Source organism: Blautia stercoris (assembly GCF_054657695.1).
In genome coordinates this window covers 1,393,030-1,411,778 of sequence record NZ_BAAHYF010000001.1, presented here as the reverse complement: position 1 = coordinate 1,411,778, position 18,749 = coordinate 1,393,030, and the positions used below count along the sequence as shown (strand labels likewise).

Sequence of the window (18,749 nt, the reverse complement as noted above, 5' to 3'; positions counted from 1 at the left end):
ACTTGTCTGATGCAGTCTTTCGAGAGGTTGCGTCTGTTGCATTTGTAGTGTATAATTCACATTATAGCCAGAAAATAAAAATTGTTCAATATAAAATAAGCAACGGGAAAAAAAGAGAAACAACGGGGTAAATACATTGAAGAGAAGAATGGAGCAGTTAATAAACGGAAGATTTGAATATGAAGTGCCAAAACTCCTGTTTTCACAAAACAGCATTGCGGTAAGTACAAAGCCGGAAGAAAATGTAAGGGGAGAGCTGGTTATTCGGGCAGAAGATAAGAGCCGTATCAAAGGACTTGTATACTCTTCTCACCGCAGATTTCTTCTTGGAAAAGAGCGTTTTTTAGGACAAAATGTGACAATTCCTTATGGCGCAGATGTGAAAGGATTAAAGCCAGGAGATTCCTTTGAGGGAGAGGTGGTACTGACTACAAATGTAGGAGAGTATCGTCTGCCATTTCAGATTTCAATCGAAAAAGAAGAAGTAAAGACAGCTATGGGTGCAATCGACAATTTGGATGCATTTACACAGCTTGCAAAAGAAGATTTCAGGGAGGCATATCATTTATTTGTAGATGCCTCTTTCCGGACCCTTTTAAAAGATTGTCAGGAATTGCTTCCTTATTATTTTGCAATGACGACAAAACCGGTTACACTACAGAATCTGGAAGAGTTTTTAATTGGAATTGGAAAAAAAGAGCGGGTTGCCCTGAAAATCGAATCGGAAAATCTGGAAGTTTATGAAGTAATGGCTTCTTTAAAAGATACTCTTCGGATTCATAGAAGCACCTGGGGACATTTAAAAGCAGAAATCTTTGTAGAAGGGGATTTTCTGGAAGTAGAGAAGAAAAAAATCAGTGATGATGATTTCATCGGCAGTGTTTATGAGATGGAATATATTATCCGCAGAGAAAATCTTGGAAAAGGGAAAAATTTCGGACGGATTCGTATCAGGACGGTGTATGAAGAACTGGTTTATACGGTGATGGCGTCAAAGTCAGGAGAAAGACAATTAGACCTTGAGACTTATGCAAAGCATAAAAAAGTAGAACTGTTGCGGGACTTTCTGGATTTCTTACTTGGAAAGACAGAATTTTCGTTCTGGAAGGGACAGACGGAAGCCGCATTTTCAGAAGCACAGGAGAATGGATTTTTCACGACTGAGTACAAACTGGTACAAATTTATCTGTTACACTGCTTAAATGAGAAGGAACAGGCAGGAAAACTGCTTGGTCAGTTAAAGTCTGAAAAAGAAGTGATGAAGAATAAACGTCTGTCCGGAATCTGCGAGTATTTGGAATATGTGCTGGATGACAATAAAGAAGCATTTGAAACTTCTGCAAATGAAATGCAGTTTTTGGAGAAACAGTACAATGAGGGCAGCAGGAGTCCATTTTTATATCTTCAGGCATGCCGTCTTGCCGAGAAAGATGGGGCACTGCTTCGCAGATTTGGTGGATTTACAAGACAGGTTATGCTGTTTGCAAAACGTCATGGAATCCTTTCAGAAGAGATGGCATTTCGTGCAACAGATTTATCGGAAAACCTTCGAGAGTATTCGGAATCTGTCTATGAGCTGCTGGAATATATTTATCAGAGATATCCGTCCGCCCAGGTTGTGCGTGCAATTTGCCTTTTGATTATGAAAGGAAAAGCGGGAGAAGAACGGTATTTCAAATGGTATGAACTTGCAGTGCAGAAAGATTTGAAAATCACAAGACTCTACGAATGTTATATCGAGACGATGAGCCGGAATTATCGTGGAATGTTGCCGAGAATGATCCGGATGTATTTTGGATACAACAATACCCTGAGTGATACCAAAAAAGCTTTTGTATACAGCAATGTTATCCGCAATAAAAATCTTGATAAGGTAACCTATCAAAGTTATCGGGCAACGATGGAACAGTTTGCACAGGATAAATTAAAAGAGGGACGCATCAATGAAGATTTTGCGGTGATGTATCGAGAGTTTTGTCTGAACAGTAAGGACGAAGTAATCAAACGGGCACTTGGAAAAGTATTGTTTGTGCATCGCTTGTATTGTGATGACAAAAAAATTCGAAAAGTGATTGTGAAACACTCTGCGTTTGAAAAAGAGCAGGTTTATACGTTTAACAATCACGCAGCATATCTTTCTATCTATACACCGGATGCAGGAATTGTATTTGAGGATGATTGCCAGAGAAGATATATTCAGAACGTGGATTATAATCTTCAGCCATTATTTGAGCGGGAAGAGCTGGCGAGAGAACTTGCAAAGGAAGAACATCAGAGCGCAGGACTGCTTTTATATACGTGTGGAGAACTTGCACATGAAAATCAGATTACACTGACGAATCTTCACAGTTTTGAGCTTGCAGCCGAGGAAGAAAGCTTTTCAAAAGAATACAGACAGCAGATTCGCAAACGTTTATTGTTGTTTTATCAGGAATACATGGGAGAAGAAAATTTGAAGGCTTCTCTGGAAAAAATTGATTTTCAGAGTTTTGCAAAAATCAATAAGAGCCTTTTGATTACAATTCTGATTAAACAGAAAATGTATGTGGGTGCTTATGATTTAATCTGTGAATATGGATATGAAGAAATCAGTTTCGTGGATTTACTGCACTTGTGCACCTGTATGATTCAAAATCTGGATTTTGAATATGAAGAGGAATTAGTGCTTCTGGCGCATGACATTTTTGAACAGGGAATTTATGATGAAGTTATCTTGAAGTATCTGGTAAAATACTTTAAAGGTCCGGTTGATAAAATGATAGAAATCTGGCAAAGAGCAATGGGATTTTCTTTGGATGCTTATGAGCTGGAAGAAGATATCTTGATTTTCAGTATGTTTGGACGAATCTGGACACCTCAGGGTTCGGCGGTATTAAAAGATTATGTCAGACAGCGTGGAAAAGAAGTGGTAATTCTTGCTTATGTTACCTTTGAATCCTTTGAATTTCTGCTTGCCGGCAAAGAATCAGACCGTTTTGTGTTCCGTTCGATTGAACAAATCCGCAAACGTGAATGGGAACATGACTCGATTTGCGATGTGGCATTGTTAAAATCTTATGAGCTGGAACAGGACTGGGATGAAAAGCGCATGACAAATGCAGAAGCCATTTTGGAAGAATGTGAAAAGAAGGGATTAAAATTTGCTTTTTATCAGAATCTTCCACGAACGCTTTTACAGAAGAGCCAGGAAGAAGATAAAGTATTTGTAGAATGTTTTGCCGGAAATGATGCAAAAGTTACGCTGTATTACCGGATTCGTGAGAAGAGTCAGGAAGAAACTCCATATAAAGAAGAAATGTTGGCAAACCGCTATCATGGAATCTTTAACAAAGAATTTCTCTTATTCTGTCAGGAAACCTTGGAGTATTATTTCGTAATCGAAAAAGAGAAAAAAGAGTATACAACCGAAACAGAAGAATTAACCGTATCCGGTGAAAAGAAAAAAGAAACAACAAAATATCAGATGATAAATCAGATGTTGTCAGCAAAACAGCATGGAAAAGAAGAGGAATTAAAAGATGTGCTTGAAACATACAGGCAAAGAGAAGCCTGGATTGCATCACTTTTCCGATTGATGGAATAGCAGAGGGAGACGAGGAATGAACGAGACAAGAAATATCATTGCAAGTCTGGAATTTGGAGAAAAAGAATCTCAGATTTGTTATTATGACAGAAAAGAAAAAAATCCGGTTTCTCTTGCGGTAAAGACCGGAACGACAGAATATACCTTTCCGACAAGATTGTCCAAACGTCCCAAAACAAATATCTGGCATTTTGGAGCGGAATCCGAATATTTTTCGAAATATGAGGGAGAGATACTGGTAGAGGATGTACTGAATCTCTGCATGAAAGGAGAGCCGGTTGAGATTGACGGAGAAGTCCATGAGGTAGAAGAACTGCTTGAAGTATTCTTAAAGGGCTGTCTTTCTATGCTTGGAGTGGGAGAACCGCAAAGACAGATTAAAATTTTAATGATTACAACACCAAATCTGAATCGGGTATTTATCCGTAAACTGCAGAAGGTGTGCAGACATTTGAATTTTGCAAATGGTCAGGTACTGATACAGGATTATAATGAGAGTTTTTATTATTATGCAATGCGTACCCGCCATGATAATGCAAACCGAAGTACAGGCTTATTCTGCTTTGATAAAAACAGAGTGCATTTTCGAAAACTCTGGATTGATACGACAACAAAACCGATGATTGCAAGAGTTGAAGTGGGAAAATCCGAATTGCTTTCGGAAAATCCGAAAAAACGGGATAAGAGATTCACTGAAATGATTGAAAAATGCTGTGGAGAGGAAAGTTATTCAAATCTGTATCTGATTGGCGAAGGATTTGATAAAGAATGGGCAGTAGATTCTCTTACCGCCCTTTGTAAAAATCAGAGAAGAGTTTATTACGGAAATAATCTGTATGTACGAGGGGCTTGCTTTGCCGCACTGGAAAAAAGTGAGGATAAGACTCTTGGAAATTACCTGTATGTGGGAGAAGCTTTAGTAAAAAATCATATTACAATGAATATGAACATTCAGGGAAAAGACCAGATTTATACCGTAACAGAAGGTGGAAAAAACTGGTACGAAACGGAACATACTTTTGAACTGATTTTAGATGAAAAAGAAGATTTGGAATTTACCTTACAGCCTATGGATGGAGAAAAGCCTTTTGTGCACACAATGAAGTTAAAGGGACTTCCGAAACGTCCGAAGAAAGCGACCAGATTACGGATACAGGCAGTTTATGAATCCGCAGATTGCTGTGTGATATTTGTGGAGGATTTGGGATTTGGAGAACTTTTCCCATCAAGCGGTCTTAAATGGACCGAAAAAATAAGATGGCAGGAGGCGGAACATGAGTGATTATATTTTATGTCAGGTAAAAAGGGCTTCGCTGCCGTTTTATGTGGAAAATATCAGTAAAAATATTTATAGCATAGAAGAACTCTGTTATTATTTTTATAAAAATATTTATCTGATTGATGAAAGTATTATCAATGAACGGCTCTGCAACTGGCTGAAAGATGAGTTGGGGCTGTCAAAATTATATGAAAAGCTGTACCGGATTTTGGAAAAAGAAGAGGGAACGAGTGCATTTATTCTGGCAATTTTCCGTGAAATTCATTATCTTTCTCATGAAGAATTTAAGAAATTAAATGAAACTCTTGAAATTTTAGAAAAGCAGCTTCCGGCAGTGCGAATCAAGAAAAAAGGCGATTATCTTATCGGTAACCGGATGTATGTCAATGCAATCCGAATGTATGAAAATGCTCTGGTATCCGCAAAAAGAGAGGAAAATCTTGGACTTCAGTTTGAAGGTGAGATTTATAACAACATGGCTTATGCGTATCTGGAACTGTTTCAGATGGAAGAGGCAGCAAAATATTTTAAGAAAGCTTATGAAAAACTGCCGGCTCAGCAGATTCGCAGACAGTATTTCTATACCTGCCGTATGTTTATGGATGAGGGAAAATGGAGAGAAGAATGTGAAAGCATGGGAGCGGATGAGAAGGAGCGAAAAGAAATTGTCTATGAAATGAGTCAGGTCAAACCAGAGCAGATGGCGTGGAATACAGAAGAAATTGATGAGATGCTTTCTGATTTTAAGAAAGAATATCATAGAAGTACAGGGTTTTAGCTTGTGTTTTCTTGCTACGTGAGCTATAATCCAAAAAGTAAGAACACTTGTAAAAACGAAAAAAGGAGATTACAAAAATGAGTACAGACAGATATCAGAGTCCATTATCTGAACGTTATGCAAGCAAGGAGATGCAGTACATTTTTTCACCGGATATGAAATTCCGTACCTGGAGAAAATTATGGATTGCACTTGCAGAGACAGAAAAAGAACTGGGATTAAATATCACACAGGAACAGATTGATGAGCTGAAAGCGCATGCCGATGATATTAATTATGATGTTGCAAAGGCTCGTGAAAAAGAAGTGCGTCATGATGTTATGTCTCATGTTTATGCATACGGTGTGCAGTGTCCAAAAGCAAAAGGAATCATTCATCTTGGAGCAACATCCTGTTATGTAGGAGATAACACAGATATTATTGTAATGACAGAAGCGCTCAAACTGGTGAAAAAGAAACTGGTGAACGTAATTGCAGAACTTGCAAAATTTGCAGATGCAAACAAAGCACTGCCAACCCTGGCATTTACTCATTTTCAGCCGGCACAGCCAACAACCGTTGGTAAGAGAGCAACTTTATGGATGCAGGAATTTTTAATGGATTTAGAAGACTTAGAGTATGTTCTTAGCACCATGAAACTCCTTGGTTCAAAAGGTACAACCGGTACACAGGCAAGTTTCCTTGAACTGTTTGACGGAGACCAGGAGACCATCGATAAGATTGACCCGATGATTGCGAAGAAAATGGGATTTGAAAAATGTTATCCGGTATCCGGACAGACTTATTCCAGAAAAGTAGATACAAGAGTATTAAATATCCTGGCAGGAATCGCAGCAAGTGCACATAAGTTCTCAAATGACATTCGTCTGCTTCAGCATTTAAAAGAAGTAGAAGAACCATTTGAAAAGAGCCAGATTGGTTCCTCGGCAATGGCGTATAAGAGAAATCCGATGAGAAGTGAGAGAATTGCTTCTTTATCCCGTTTCGTTATGGTCGATGCGATGAATCCGGCAATTACATCCGCTACACAGTGGTTTGAGAGAACCTTAGATGACTCTGCAAACAAACGTCTTTCTGTTCCGGAAGGCTTCCTTGCAATTGATGGAATCCTTGATTTATGCTTAAACGTAGTAGACGGACTGGTTGTATATCCAAAAGTAATTGAAAAACGTTTAAGAAGCGAGCTTCCGTTTATGGCAACAGAAAATATTATGATGGATGCGGTAAAAGCAGGCGGAGACCGTCAGGAATTACATGAAAGAATCCGTGAACTTTCCATGGAAGCAGGAAAGAATGTTAAAGTAGAAGGAAAAGAAAATAATCTGCTTGAACTGATTGCTGCTGACCCAGCATTTAACATGACATTAGAGGATTTACAGAAAACAATGGAGCCATCCAAATATACCGGAAGAGCCGAAGTACAGGTTAATGCATTTTTGAAAAATGTAGTACAGCCGGTTCTTGATGACAACAAAGAAATTCTTGGTATGACAGCAGAAATTAATGTTTAAATTAATATTTTGATAAGAAAGACAAGAGGGGTCTTATAGGTAACTTTTACTTATAAGACGCCCCTTTTTTGGAAAAAAACACTAAAAATAAAAAAAACAATGCTTTTTTTAAAATAGAACTTTATTTCTCAAAAGAAATGTAGTATGATACATGAGTACAAATAAGCACTTTTAGGAGGAATGCAAAATGGTAAAAGCAGTAGTAGGGGCTAACTGGGGAGATGAAGGTAAAGGTAAAATTACCGATATGCTGGCTCAGGAATCCGATATTATCGTAAGATTCCAGGGTGGTGCCAATGCTGGCCATACAATTGTAAACAATTACGGAAAGTTTGCACTTCATACTCTTCCGTCAGGTGTGTTTTATGACCACACCACCAGCGTCATCGGTAACGGTGTAGCGCTTAACATCCCAGTACTGTTTAAAGAGATTCAGTCAATTGTGGAAAAGGGTGTTCCGATGCCGAAGATTAAAGTATCTGACCGCGCACAGATGGTAATGTCCTATCACATCAAATTTGATGAGTATGAGGAAGAACGTCTGGCAGGAAAATCTTTTGGTTCTACAAAGTCAGGAATCGCGCCGTTTTATTCAGATAAATATGCAAAAATAGGTTTTCAGGTAAGTGAGCTTTTTGAAGATGAAGCAGTACTCAGGGAAAAAGTAGAACGTGTCTGTGTAACAAAAAACGTACTTCTTGAGAATCTGTATCATAAACCGGCTTTAAACCCTGATGATATCATGGAAGAATTAAAACAGTACAAAGAAATGATAGCACCTTATGTGTGTGATGTTTCTTTATACCTTTGGAATTCATTAAAAGAAGGAAAAGAGATTCTTTTAGAGGGACAGTTAGGTTCATTAAAAGACCCAGACCATGGAATTTATCCGATGGTTACTTCCTCTTCTACACTCGCAGCTTACGGTGCAGTAGGAGCAGGTATCCCGCCTTATGAAATCAAAAAAATTATTACAGTCTGCAAAGCATATTCCAGTGCAGTAGGAGCAGGCGCATTTGTATCTGAAATCTTCGGAGATGAGGCAGATGAATTAAGAAGACGCGGCGGTGATGGCGGAGAATTTGGTGCTACAACAGGACGTCCAAGACGTATGGGATGGTTTGACTGTGTAGCTTCTAAATACGGATGCCGTATGCAGGGAACAACAGACGTAGCATTTACAGTTTTAGATGTACTTGGATACCTTGATGAGATTCCGGTTTGCGTAGCTTACGATATTGATGGAGAAATCACAACAGAATTCCCGACAACCGCATTACTTGAAAAAGCAAAACCGGTAATCGAAACATTACCAGGCTGGAAATGCGATATTCGTGGAATTAAAAACTACGAAGACCTTCCGGAAAATTGTAGAAAATACATTGAATTTGTGGAAGAAAAGATTGGATTCCCGATTACAATGGTTTCTAACGGACCGAGCAGAGATGATATTATTTACAGAAATAAATAAGATTTAATTAAAAACAGGACAGAGGACCCCTAAGTCGTTACAAAAGAATGACTCAGGGGTTTTTGTCTGGAAAAAGTAAAAACAAAGTAGAGTATAGGAGATTTAAGTTTATGAAATATGATGTAATCATTATTGGTGCAGGTCCGGGTGGGATTTTCTCTGCTTATGAACTGCTTGAGCAGAATAAAGACTTAAAAATTGCAGTATTTGAAGCAGGTGCACCGCTTGAAAAACGCCGCTGTCCGATTGATGGTGATAAAGTAAAAACCTGTATTAAATGTAAAACGTGTGCAATTATGAGTGGATTTGAAGGAGCAGGTGCATTTTCTGATGGAAAATATAACATCACAAATGATTTCGGTGGTACTCTCTACGAACACATTGGAAAGAAAAAATCACTGGAATTAATGCATTACGTGGATGATTTGAATGTAAAATTCGGTGGCGGAGAAACAAAGATGTATTCTACTGCAGGAACAAAATTCAAAAAACTTTGTCTGCAAAATAAATTAAACCTGTTAGATGCATCGGTACGTCACTTAGGAACAGATATCAACTATATCGTACTGGAGAATATTTATCAGGAATTAAAAGACAAAGTAGAATTCCGTTTCTTCTATCCGGTCAGCCGTCTGGAAATGTTAGAAGATGGATATCGTGTGTTCCACGAAGAAGAATATGACGACTGTGATAAATGTATCGTTTCTGTTGGACGAAGCGGAAGTAAGTGGATGGAATCTGTCTGTAAAGACCTTGAGATTCCGACAAAATCAAATCGTGTAGACTTAGGTGTCCGTGTAGAACTTCCGGCAGTTATCTTCTCTCATCTGACTGACGAACTTTACGAGAGCAAGATCGTATACCGTACAGAAAAATTTGAGGATAATGTGCGTACCTTCTGTATGAATCCGTACGGAATCGTTGTAAATGAAAATACCAACGGAATCGTTACCGCAAATGGTCACAGCTATGAAGACCCTGAAAAACAGACTGAAAATACCAACTTTGCCCTTTTAGTATCCAAACATTTTTCTGAGCCGTTCAAAGACAGTAATGGATATGGCGAAAGTATCGCAAGACTCTCCAACATGCTTGGAGGCGGTGTTATCGTACAGCGTTTTGGAGATTTAGTAAGAGGACGAAGAAGTACCGTGACACGTGTGGAAGAAGGACTGGTACGCCCGACTCTTGCAGCAACACCTGGAGATTTAAGCCTTGTGCTTCCAAAACGTATCTTAGATGGTATTATCGAAATGATTTATGCATTAGATAAGATTGCGCCAGGTACTGCAAATGATGATACTCTGCTTTACGGTGTAGAAGTAAAATTCTATAACATGGAAGTCGATATCGATGAAAATCTGGAAACCAAATATAAAGGTCTGTATGTGATTGGAGATGGTAGTGGTGTCACTCATTCTCTTTCCCATGCATCCGCAAGTGGTATTTATGTTGCAAGACATATTACAGAAGGAATGAAATAAAAATCAGGTTTCAACAAATATAGCAAGGATTCTCCCACCTCTATAGGTGGTGAGAAAAATTGCAAACAGGAAGGTTAACGGCAGTGGTGGGCGGAGAGAAATCGGTATCCTCCATTGACATGAGGTAAACCACAGTCAGCGTTTTGCTGACATGTCAGACTCTGTGAAATTACCGACTGTGGATTGAAACAAGAATATCAAGAATACTTTCTTCAAAAACAAATTGATTTTCTTTACGGATTTTTTTATAGGCAGATGGCGGAAGTGGAGACTCCGCCCTGCCTATTTCTATTGTCAGACTTGGAATATTCTGCTTTAAAAGTGCCCAGTCTTTATAGCCTGCCGGGTCAAGTTCCTCATAATTGTCATCGGGAGTATAGCTGGTAATGTCAGAAATTCTTTTGGCGAAGGACTGTGTTTTTTTTGCCAGTTCTCCACGCTGTCCAAATGACCAATAAATCACAGCACCGGAAGAGTGATAACTGATCGTGCGGTCAAATTTTTCTTTTAACGTTAATTGAATCAAAGTATCTGCTTCTAAGGTACATCCGGCTGACGGACCTTTATAATGTTCACTTGCCGGTTTTTGAACTCCATCATAATAACTTTCCCAGAGCGCATCAAAGTTTCGGTTTACATCAATGCCTTCTGCATTGGATTTCCAGTATTTAAAGTACTGTTTCCATGGCATCCTTGCCCCTTCTCTGCGTGCAATTTCCCATACCCTCCTTCGGTTTTCCTCTTTGTTTAGAGCATCGGGCCCCATTTGGCTGATAGTAACCCCATCGGGATTAACCATGGGAAGGAGAAAGAGCGAACAGGTATCAAAAAAAGTCTGATACGAATATCCACGATAAGTTTGTTTTTCTAAAATGGCTCTTGCAAATGAGGCAGTCAAATCCATGAGAAGCTGGCAGGTCATATATTCTCTTCCGTGAATCCCCGCAAAAATTAGAATTTTGTGTCTGGCATCGGGCTTTCCGATTCGTGCCTGAAAAATTTCCCGACCGTCGATTGTACGTGCAAGAGTGGTGATTTGTACAATTTTCTCAAAAATTCTTGAATAAATATGTAAATCATTTTTTAAGTCTTGATAAGAATAGCCGGAAAATTGTAGAATCTGTCGATTTTCTCTGACATTTCGAGCATTAATGTCCATTGACGGAAACTCCTGAACTCTTTATAATTAAAGATATTCAAAAAAGGGAGGTTTCAGACGTGAAGAAGCTAAAACAATTGCTTGCTCTTTTAGTCGTCATACTGCTTCTTGGTTTATATGCACTTACCCTTGTATTTGCTCTGATGAAAAGTCCTGCAGCACAGGATTTACTTCTGGCATCTTTGTACGCAACCGTAATTCTTCCGGTTCTTATCTATGCCTTTTTGCTCGTCTATAAGTGGAGAAAACCGGATGATAAAATACCAAAGATTGACGAAAAACATGCCAAAGTAAATACCATTATTTTTGATTTGGGAAAGGTTCTTGTTGATTATGACTGGCAGGATTATTTAAAATCCATGGCATTCGATGATGATGCGATTGAGGCAGTTGGAGATGCGATGTTTGCCAGCGATGACTGGGTAGAAGCAGATCGTGGAGTACGCACAGAAGAAGAAATTTTACAGTCTTTTATTGATAACGACCCTGAATATGAAAAGCAGATTCGTGATGCGTTTGATGATATGGGATTTACGATTCATACATTTTCGTATACAAGAACCTGGCTAAAATACCTGAAACGACGAGGATATAAACTTTATTATCTCTCGAATTTTTCAAAACCTCTCTTTGAACGGTGCATGCAGGAGATGGAGTTTTTAAATCTGATGGATGGCGGTTATATGTCATGGGAAGTGCAGATGATAAAACCGGACGCACAGTTTTATCAAAAACTGTTAAATGATTTTAAGATTGAGCCATCTAAGGCAGTATTTCTGGATGATGTGATGGAAAATATTGCAGAAGCAAGAGCACAGGGGTTAAATGCAGTTCATTTTACAAATAAGAAAGAAGCAATTCGTGCCTTGAAAGACGACTTTGGGGTAGAATAACAAAAAAGCAATCCGAAAACTCGGGTTGCTTTTTTGAATGCTATATATGCTGTGTTTCATTTATCGAATGGAAAATGCGGAAGCCGGAGAGTAAGAACCGCCTTGCTGTCTGTCATTTGAGTTTCCGTTTCCGTTTGTCTGGCTGTTGCCGTCAGAAGAAGTATCGGATTTGCTTCCTAAAGAGATGGAAACAGTTTTTTCTTTGTAGCTGTCACTGTCCGGTACTTGAAGAGTTAACTCAACCGTTTCACCGGCTTTATAATATTGCAGCAAATCCTGAAGGCTTTCGATATCAGTGACGGATTTTCCATCGAATTTTGTGATGACAGAGCCGGAAGTAATGCCGGCTTTTTCAGCTGCGCTGCCAGAAGTTACTTCAGATACATAGATACCTTCCGGAAGATTATATTTCTCCTGAACATCACTGGTTACATTGATTCCTTTAATACCGATTGTTCCCTGTTTGTCAGAGTCTACTTTGGTTCTGGTTGTCTGGTTCATCAGATTATCAATGATATCAGAAACTCTGGAAATCGGGATTGCATAGCCCATACCTTCTACTTCTGTGGAAGCAAGTTTCGCAGAGTTGATACCGATGACTTCACCATTCATATTTAAAAGCGCACCACCGCTGTTACCTGGATTAATAGCGGCATCTGTCTGAATATAAGTTGCAGAACTGCTGTCATCAGAAGAAGAGTTGCTGTCCTGTGTATCAGAAGAATTATTGCTTAAAGCACGATTTACGGCACTTACAATACCGGTTGTAACGGACTGACCATATCCTAAAGCATTACCGATGGCAACAACCTGTTCGCCGACTTTTAAAGAGTCAGAATCACCGATGGAAGCAACAGCAATCTGAGACATTGTATCATCGGAAATGCTGTCAAGCGGAACTGCGATAACTGCAAGGTCATTTTCTGCGTCTGTACCTTTTACGTTTGCCTCATATACCTTATTGTCGATGAAACAAACGGAAAGAGTATCGGCACCTTCTACAACGTGATTATTTGTTACCATTAAAAGTTCTGTATCATTTTTGCCGATAATAATACCAGAACCCTGACTTTCGGTTTCCTGAGTCTGTGCCTGACCTTGGCCTCTAAATCCGAACTGACTGAAGTAATCCTGGACTTCCTGAACAGATTTATTTGTGATTGCTACGATAGATGGCATTGCAGATGTTGTGATATCAGAGACATCTAAACTGCCTTTATTAGAGCTGTCGGAAGTAGTGGTTGTCTTTAACAGACTGGCACTTGAACTATTACTTTTAGAAGTCTGGCTTGAACTGTTTGTTGTTTTTGAAACAGGTGAAAAGTAATTTACAGCCTGGAAAGAACCGGCAGCGACAGAACCAAATAAAACAGCACTTAAAGTGATAGCACCGATTTTCTTTGCAAGTTTTTTAGAATTTTTAGGATTCTTTTTATTGTTATTATGACTGCCGGATGGTGTCAGTGGCTGATAAGTATTGGTTTCATTTTCCATTTCATTATTATTTTCTGTATGATTAAAATCGTAATTGTTTAACATCATCAATTCCTCCTTGTTGTTCCCTTTGATGCTTCTAAGAATACAGGAAGAGTGTGACGAAAATGTCGAGATTCTGTGATGAAAATAAGGTAAAAGTGTGTAAATTTGGTGAACACGAAAGACTGGACAATAGAGAAAATGGGATTTACATTCTGAAATCCATGTTTTGGTAAAAGAAAGCCTCTAAAACTTGACAAAAAACTACAAATGGTGGTACTGTTATTGCAACCGCAGTAACAGCGGGGAGCAACGAAATAAAAGAATATAATAATATTGAGGTGCGAAAAAATGCAGGAATTGAAACCAATCAAAGAAGGTAAAGTACGTGAAATTTATGACAACGGTGACAGTCTGATCATGGTAGCAACCGACAGAATCAGTTGTTTTGATGTGATTTTAAAAAATGAAGTTACAAAAAAAGGAACCGTTCTGACACAGATGTCCAAATTTTGGTTTGACTTAACAGAGGACATTCTTCCAAACCATATGATTTCTGTAGATGTAAAAGATATGCCGGAATTTTTCCAGCAGGACAAATTTGATGGAAATAGTATGATGTGCCGTAAACTGGAAATGCTTCCTATTGAATGTATTGTACGTGGTTACATTACAGGAAGTGGCTGGGCAAGCTATCAGGAAACTGGTAAAGTATGCGGAATTGAACTTCCGGAAGGCTTAAAAGAATCTGACAAATTACCGGAACCAATCTATACACCATCTACAAAAGCTGAGATTGGAGACCATGATGAAAATATTTCTTATGAAGAAAGTATTGCTCATCTGGAAAAATATTTCCCGGGAAAAGGCGAAGAATACGCTCAGAAACTTCGTGATTACACCATTGCACTGTACAAAAAATGTGCAGAATACGCACTGAGCAAAGGTATTATTATTGCAGATACAAAATTTGAATTCGGACTCGATGAAAATGGAAACATTGTAATCGGAGACGAAATGCTGACACCAGACAGTTCACGTTTCTGGCCGGCAGAAGGCTATGAACCGGGACATGGACAGCCGTCTTTTGATAAACAGTTCGCACGTGACTGGTTAAGAGCAAATCCGGATAATAACTGGACACTTCCACAGGATATCGTGGATAAAACAATTGAAAAATATCTTCAGGGATATGAGATGCTGACAGGTAAAAAATTAGTTTAACCAAATCAAGTAAGTCCCCTGCTTCAATTGCGAAAAGCAATAAGCAGGGATGGGGACTTGCTTGTATCAGGAGGGGGCAAGCCCCTTCTGATAAGCTGCGTAGCAGCTATTTGGTTATGAGCAAGTAGCGAAGCGAATTGCGAATATCCACTTGACGGTTGGCTTAATCAATGCAAAAGGGCAGGTTCTTTGTGAACCTGCTTTTTTTGTACAAAATTATAAAAAATATCCCCCGGATAGGGTTCTGGCATAGTAGCGAAGTAGTGTAAAAACAAGAAAAAATTAAAGGAAAATTATATCCGCGCAGGGGGCTTACGAAGACTTGTAAAGTTAAGTATAATGAGGAAAACACAGAAACCACAGGAGGAACGTATGAAAAAGAAAGTAGTAAGTATTTTATGTCTGACGACTATGCTCATGGCTGTTTTTACGGGGTGCGGAGCTGACCAGAGTGAAGAGACAAAGCAGACAGATGAAGTTAAAGAGACAAAACAAACAGACGATGGAGTGCGGGCGTATGTTGGAGGAACCATTTTTGAAAGTAGTCTTGACCCAATAAAGGGTGCGATGAGTTATGGATATCCTTTTATCAATGAGGCATTGCTGGAAGTAAATCCAGATTCGGAATATGTTGGAGATTTGGCAACAGATTGGAAAGTAAGCGATGATGCACTGACTTATACATTTAATTTAAAAGAAAATGTAAAATTTAGTGACGGAAGTGATTTTGATGCTGAAGATGTAGTATTTACATATAAGACGGTGAAAGAAAATCAGGCAAATAATGAAAACGTTGATTTAACTCGTCTTGATAAAGTGACAGCCTTAGATAATCACACGGTTGAATTTAAATTAAGTGAAGCATATTCTCCGTTTTTGGATACCACTGCAATGTTACAGATTGTTCCTTCTGATGCTTATGACAGCGAATTGTTTGATACACAGCCAATTGGAACAGGTGCTTATAAGGTGTCTCAATACGATGCAAATCAGCAGATTATTTTAGAAGCTAATGATCAGTATTATGGAGATGCGCCGGAAATTAAGAAAGTAACACTGGTTGCAATGGAACAGGAGGCAGCTTTTTCAGCAGCAAAATCCGGAGAGTTGGATATAGTAATGGTAGGTGCGAACTATTCAAAAGAAAAAGTAGATGGTATGACTGCCACTAATTTTGAAACAATGGATGTAAGAAATATTTCGCTTCCGGTTAATCCGACGATGACAGCAAAAGATTCAGAAGGAAATGAAGTGGTTGTTGGCAACGATGTTACTTCTGATAAAGCAGTCCGTGAAGCATTATCTATCGGTATCAATCGTCAGGAGATTATAGACAATGCATTTAACGGTGTTGGAAAACCAGCTGTGAATTTTACAGATAATTTAGTATGGGCTTCTACAGAAACTTATGAAGATGGAAGAGTGGATGAAGCAATCAAATTATTGGAAGATGCCGGCTGGGAAGACTCTGATAATGATGGAATCAGAGAAAAAGGTGATTTAAAGTGTACATTTGATGTGTATTCTCCCGGTGGAGATCAGGATAGATACAATTTAGCAGTTGCATTGGCTGAAAATGCAAAAAATTTGGGAATTGATATTCAGGTAAAGACTGCTACCTGGGATGAAGTTACCACACTTCAGAATACAGCGGGCATTGTATGGGGGTGGGGTCAGTATTCACCTACTGTATTATATTCGCTGTTTAAATCAGATTTATTTTTAACAGGTGGGTATGACAATGTAGTTGGATATAAAAATGATGTTGTAGACCAGAAAATTGATGAGGCTCTTACAGCGAACAATCAGGAAGATGCAATTGCAGCATGGAAAGAAGTTCAGAAAATTGCAGATGCAGATTATCCGGAACTGTACTTAGTAAATATTGAACATTGCTTTTTTATCAATGATAACTTAGACATATCAATGGATACCCAGATTCCGCATCCACACGGACATGGAAGTCCGATTGTATGTAATATGAAAGATTGGAAGTATAAGTAAAAAATAAAGATACGGTTTTTAGGTGACCTGTCTGAGATAGGTCACCTATTTTGGGAGAAAGGGATAAATGAAAAGCGTAAAAAAAATTTTATCGGAAGCGATTAGGATGCTTTTGTTATTGATAGCAGTAAGTTTGGTGGCATTTATTCTTATTACAAAAGCACCAATTGACCCTCTTGTATCTTACATAGGGACAAATTCTACGTTGTCAAATGAAGCAAAGGAAGAAATATCGGAATATTGGGGATTGAACGACCCATTGCCGGAACGATTTGTTACGTGGGCAAATCATGCATTACATGGAGATTTTGGAGAGTCTATCACGTATAAAAAGCCGGTAATACAGATTATTAAAACAAGGTTTTTATATTCAATTGTATTGATGCTACTGGCGTGGTTTTTTTCTGGAATTTTAGGATTTGTTCTTGGAATATTATGTGGAATACATCAAGGTGGTATTTTTGACAGGTTTATGAAACTATTCTGTTTGATTACAAAGTCTGCGCCAACTTTTTGGTTGGGCTTGTTAATTTTATCGTTGTTTGCAGTTCAATTAGGATGGTTTCCAATGGGGATGGCTGTGCCAGCGGGTAAATTAGCCAGTGAGGTCACAATCTGGGATAGAATTTATCACTTGATTTTACCTGTGCTTACGTTAACGATTGTAAGTATGAGTGATGTAATCCTGTACACAAGGCAAAAAATTATAGAGATTATGAATAGTGATTTTATTTTATATGCGAAAGCGCGAGGAGAATCTCAAAAACAATTAATAACAAGACACATTTTGAGAAATGTTATTTTACCGGCTGTTACTGTTCAGTTTGCATCATTTAGTGAACTTTTTGGAGGAATGGCATTGGCAGAGAATGTATTTTCCTATCCAGGAATAGGAACGGCAACTACGGCAGCAGCTTTAAATGCAGATGTTCCTTTGTTACTGGGGATTGCATTATGCAGTGCAATGTTTGTATTTGCAGGAAATTTAATGGCAAATATTTTATATGGCGTATTCGACCCGCGAATCAGAGAGGGGGAAGAGTATGTCTGATAAAAAAATTGTATGGAATAGAAAGACCAAAATTGTTGTATTAATGGTAATCGCAGTTGTTTACCTGGCAGGGATTTTTATATGGGGAATATTTATGAATCCTGAAAAATATGCAGTAAACTATGCAAATAAATTCTTGAGTCCAAGTTTAAAACATCCTTTTGGAACAGATTTTGTTGGAAGAGATATGTTTTATCGATGTGTTAAAGGATTGTCAAATAGTATTGTGATAGGAATTCTTGCTTCAATTGTTAGCTCAATAGTTGCGTTAATATTTGGAATAGCTGCTGCTGTTTTTGGAAAATGGGTAGATAAGGTGGTTAATTGGGGGGTGGATTTGTGTATGGGGCTTCCTCATTTGGTACTGTTAATGTTGATTTCCTTTATGTTGGGAAAAGGAGTAAAAGGAGTAACAATTGCAGTTGCATTAACACATTGGCCGTCACTGACTCGAATTGTGAGGTCTGAAGTTATGCAAATTCGTTCTTCTCAGTATGTTCAAGCTGCTTATAAAATGGGAATTTCAAAATGGAAAGTGGCAGTTACTCATATTGTTCCACATGTGTTGCCATCTTATTTGATTGGTTTAGTGTTATTGTTTCCTCATGCGATTATGCATGAAGCATCTATTACATTCTTAGGATTTGGACTTCCGGCAGAGATGCCTGCAATTGGTGTCATTTTATCTGAAGCAATGAAACATTTAGCTACAGGAAAATGGTGGCTGGCTTTATTTCCAGGTCTATTATTGCTAATTGCAGTTGTTTTATTTGATGTTATGGGAGATAATCTGAAAAAATTATGGAATCCTGGAAGTGGTAACGAATAGAGGTAAA

Annotated in this window: 13 protein-coding genes; 11 read left to right on the top strand and 2 right to left on the bottom strand. The window is 38.5% G+C overall.

Going from position 1 to position 18,749, the window contains the following annotated elements:
- Positions 1–136 precede the first annotated feature (136 nt).
- The 6 genes from ACYQ2D_RS06785 to ACYQ2D_RS06760 all read left to right on the top strand — a co-directional run bounded on the left by ACYQ2D_RS06785 (position 137) and on the right by ACYQ2D_RS06760 (position 10,106).
- Positions 137–3,583, top strand: a complete 3,447-nt coding sequence (locus tag ACYQ2D_RS06785) for a DUF5717 family protein (RefSeq protein WP_459784989.1) — start codon at positions 137–139, stop codon at positions 3,581–3,583.
- A 16-nt stretch (positions 3,584–3,599) separates the two neighbouring features.
- Positions 3,600–4,865: a DUF5716 family protein gene (locus ACYQ2D_RS06780; protein WP_459784987.1), complete on the top strand. Its 1,266-nt coding sequence runs from the start codon at positions 3,600–3,602 to the stop codon at positions 4,863–4,865.
- Positions 4,858–5,640: a tetratricopeptide repeat protein gene (locus tag ACYQ2D_RS06775; RefSeq protein ID WP_022304681.1), complete on the top strand. Its 783-nt coding sequence runs from the start codon at positions 4,858–4,860 to the stop codon at positions 5,638–5,640. Before ACYQ2D_RS06780 ends, ACYQ2D_RS06775 begins: the two co-directional genes overlap by 8 nt.
- 77 nt (positions 5,641–5,717) lie before the next feature.
- Positions 5,718–7,151 (top strand): adenylosuccinate lyase, encoded by a 1,434-nt coding sequence (gene purB / locus ACYQ2D_RS06770; RefSeq protein WP_187558289.1) that lies wholly within the window; start codon positions 5,718–5,720, stop codon positions 7,149–7,151.
- Between the two features lie 187 nt (positions 7,152–7,338).
- Positions 7,339–8,622, top strand: coding sequence for an adenylosuccinate synthase (locus ACYQ2D_RS06765; RefSeq protein WP_117455044.1), 1,284 nt, complete (start codon positions 7,339–7,341; stop codon positions 8,620–8,622).
- Positions 8,623–8,732: 110 nt separating this feature from the next.
- Positions 8,733–10,106: an NAD(P)/FAD-dependent oxidoreductase gene (locus ACYQ2D_RS06760; RefSeq protein WP_459784986.1), complete on the top strand. Its 1,374-nt coding sequence runs from the start codon at positions 8,733–8,735 to the stop codon at positions 10,104–10,106.
- A 169-nt stretch (positions 10,107–10,275) separates the two neighbouring features.
- On the opposite strand, the gene ACYQ2D_RS06755 is transcribed toward ACYQ2D_RS06760, so the two are convergent.
- A complete protein-coding gene (locus ACYQ2D_RS06755) occupies positions 10,276–11,265 on the bottom strand; it encodes a M14 family zinc carboxypeptidase (RefSeq protein WP_459784985.1) in 990 nt (329 codons plus the stop codon).
- A 59-nt stretch (positions 11,266–11,324) separates the two neighbouring features.
- On the opposite strand from ACYQ2D_RS06755, the gene ACYQ2D_RS06750 reads away from it, so the two are divergent.
- Positions 11,325–12,158 (top strand): HAD family hydrolase, encoded by an 834-nt coding sequence (locus tag ACYQ2D_RS06750; RefSeq protein ID WP_459784984.1) that lies wholly within the window; start codon positions 11,325–11,327, stop codon positions 12,156–12,158.
- Positions 12,159–12,218: 60 nt separating this feature from the next.
- Here ACYQ2D_RS06750 and ACYQ2D_RS06745 read toward each other — a convergent pair whose 3' ends face one another.
- The gene (locus ACYQ2D_RS06745) at positions 12,219–13,700 is read right to left on the bottom strand and encodes a S1C family serine protease (RefSeq protein WP_459784982.1); all 1,482 of its coding nucleotides are present in this window, start codon (positions 13,698–13,700) and stop codon (positions 12,219–12,221) included.
- 285 nt (positions 13,701–13,985) lie between these two features.
- On the opposite strand from ACYQ2D_RS06745, the gene ACYQ2D_RS06740 reads away from it, so the two are divergent.
- The 4 genes from ACYQ2D_RS06740 to ACYQ2D_RS06725 all read left to right on the top strand — a co-directional run bounded on the left by ACYQ2D_RS06740 (position 13,986) and on the right by ACYQ2D_RS06725 (position 18,742).
- A complete protein-coding gene (locus ACYQ2D_RS06740) occupies positions 13,986–14,858 on the top strand; it encodes a phosphoribosylaminoimidazolesuccinocarboxamide synthase (RefSeq protein ID WP_117455054.1) in 873 nt (290 codons plus the stop codon).
- Between the two features lie 372 nt (positions 14,859–15,230).
- A complete protein-coding gene (locus ACYQ2D_RS06735; protein WP_117455056.1) occupies positions 15,231–16,862 on the top strand; it encodes an ABC transporter substrate-binding protein in 1,632 nt (543 codons plus the stop codon).
- 67 nt (positions 16,863–16,929) lie between these two features.
- Positions 16,930–17,913, top strand: a complete 984-nt coding sequence (locus ACYQ2D_RS06730; protein WP_459784981.1) for an ABC transporter permease — start codon at positions 16,930–16,932, stop codon at positions 17,911–17,913.
- Positions 17,906–18,742, top strand: coding sequence for an ABC transporter permease (locus ACYQ2D_RS06725; RefSeq protein ID WP_022304671.1), 837 nt, complete (start codon positions 17,906–17,908; stop codon positions 18,740–18,742). The genes ACYQ2D_RS06730 and ACYQ2D_RS06725 overlap by 8 nt, the downstream gene beginning before the upstream one ends.
- Positions 18,743–18,749 lie beyond the last annotated feature (7 nt).

Excerpts from the sequence above, each read along its gene's own strand:
- ACYQ2D_RS06780 (WP_459784987.1), top strand. The coding sequence starts at position 3,600 with ATGAACGAGACAAGAAATATCATTGCAAGTCTGGAATTTGGAGAAAAA.
- ACYQ2D_RS06775 (WP_022304681.1), top strand. The coding sequence starts at position 4,858 with ATGAGTGATTATATTTTATGTCAGGTAAAAAGGGCTTCGCTGCCGTTT.
- purB (WP_187558289.1), top strand. The coding sequence starts at position 5,718 with ATGAGTACAGACAGATATCAGAGTCCATTATCTGAACGTTATGCAAGC.
- ACYQ2D_RS06765 (WP_117455044.1), top strand. The coding sequence starts at position 7,339 with ATGGTAAAAGCAGTAGTAGGGGCTAACTGGGGAGATGAAGGTAAAGGT.
- ACYQ2D_RS06760 (WP_459784986.1), top strand. The coding sequence starts at position 8,733 with ATGAAATATGATGTAATCATTATTGGTGCAGGTCCGGGTGGGATTTTC.
- ACYQ2D_RS06755 (WP_459784985.1), bottom strand. The coding sequence starts at position 11,265 with ATGGACATTAATGCTCGAAATGTCAGAGAAAATCGACAGATTCTACAA.
- ACYQ2D_RS06745 (WP_459784982.1), bottom strand. The coding sequence starts at position 13,700 with ATGATGTTAAACAATTACGATTTTAATCATACAGAAAATAATAATGAA.
- ACYQ2D_RS06740 (WP_117455054.1), top strand. The coding sequence starts at position 13,986 with ATGCAGGAATTGAAACCAATCAAAGAAGGTAAAGTACGTGAAATTTAT.
- ACYQ2D_RS06735 (WP_117455056.1), top strand. The coding sequence starts at position 15,231 with ATGAAAAAGAAAGTAGTAAGTATTTTATGTCTGACGACTATGCTCATG.
- ACYQ2D_RS06730 (WP_459784981.1), top strand. The coding sequence starts at position 16,930 with ATGAAAAGCGTAAAAAAAATTTTATCGGAAGCGATTAGGATGCTTTTG.
- ACYQ2D_RS06725 (WP_022304671.1), top strand. The coding sequence starts at position 17,906 with ATGTCTGATAAAAAAATTGTATGGAATAGAAAGACCAAAATTGTTGTA.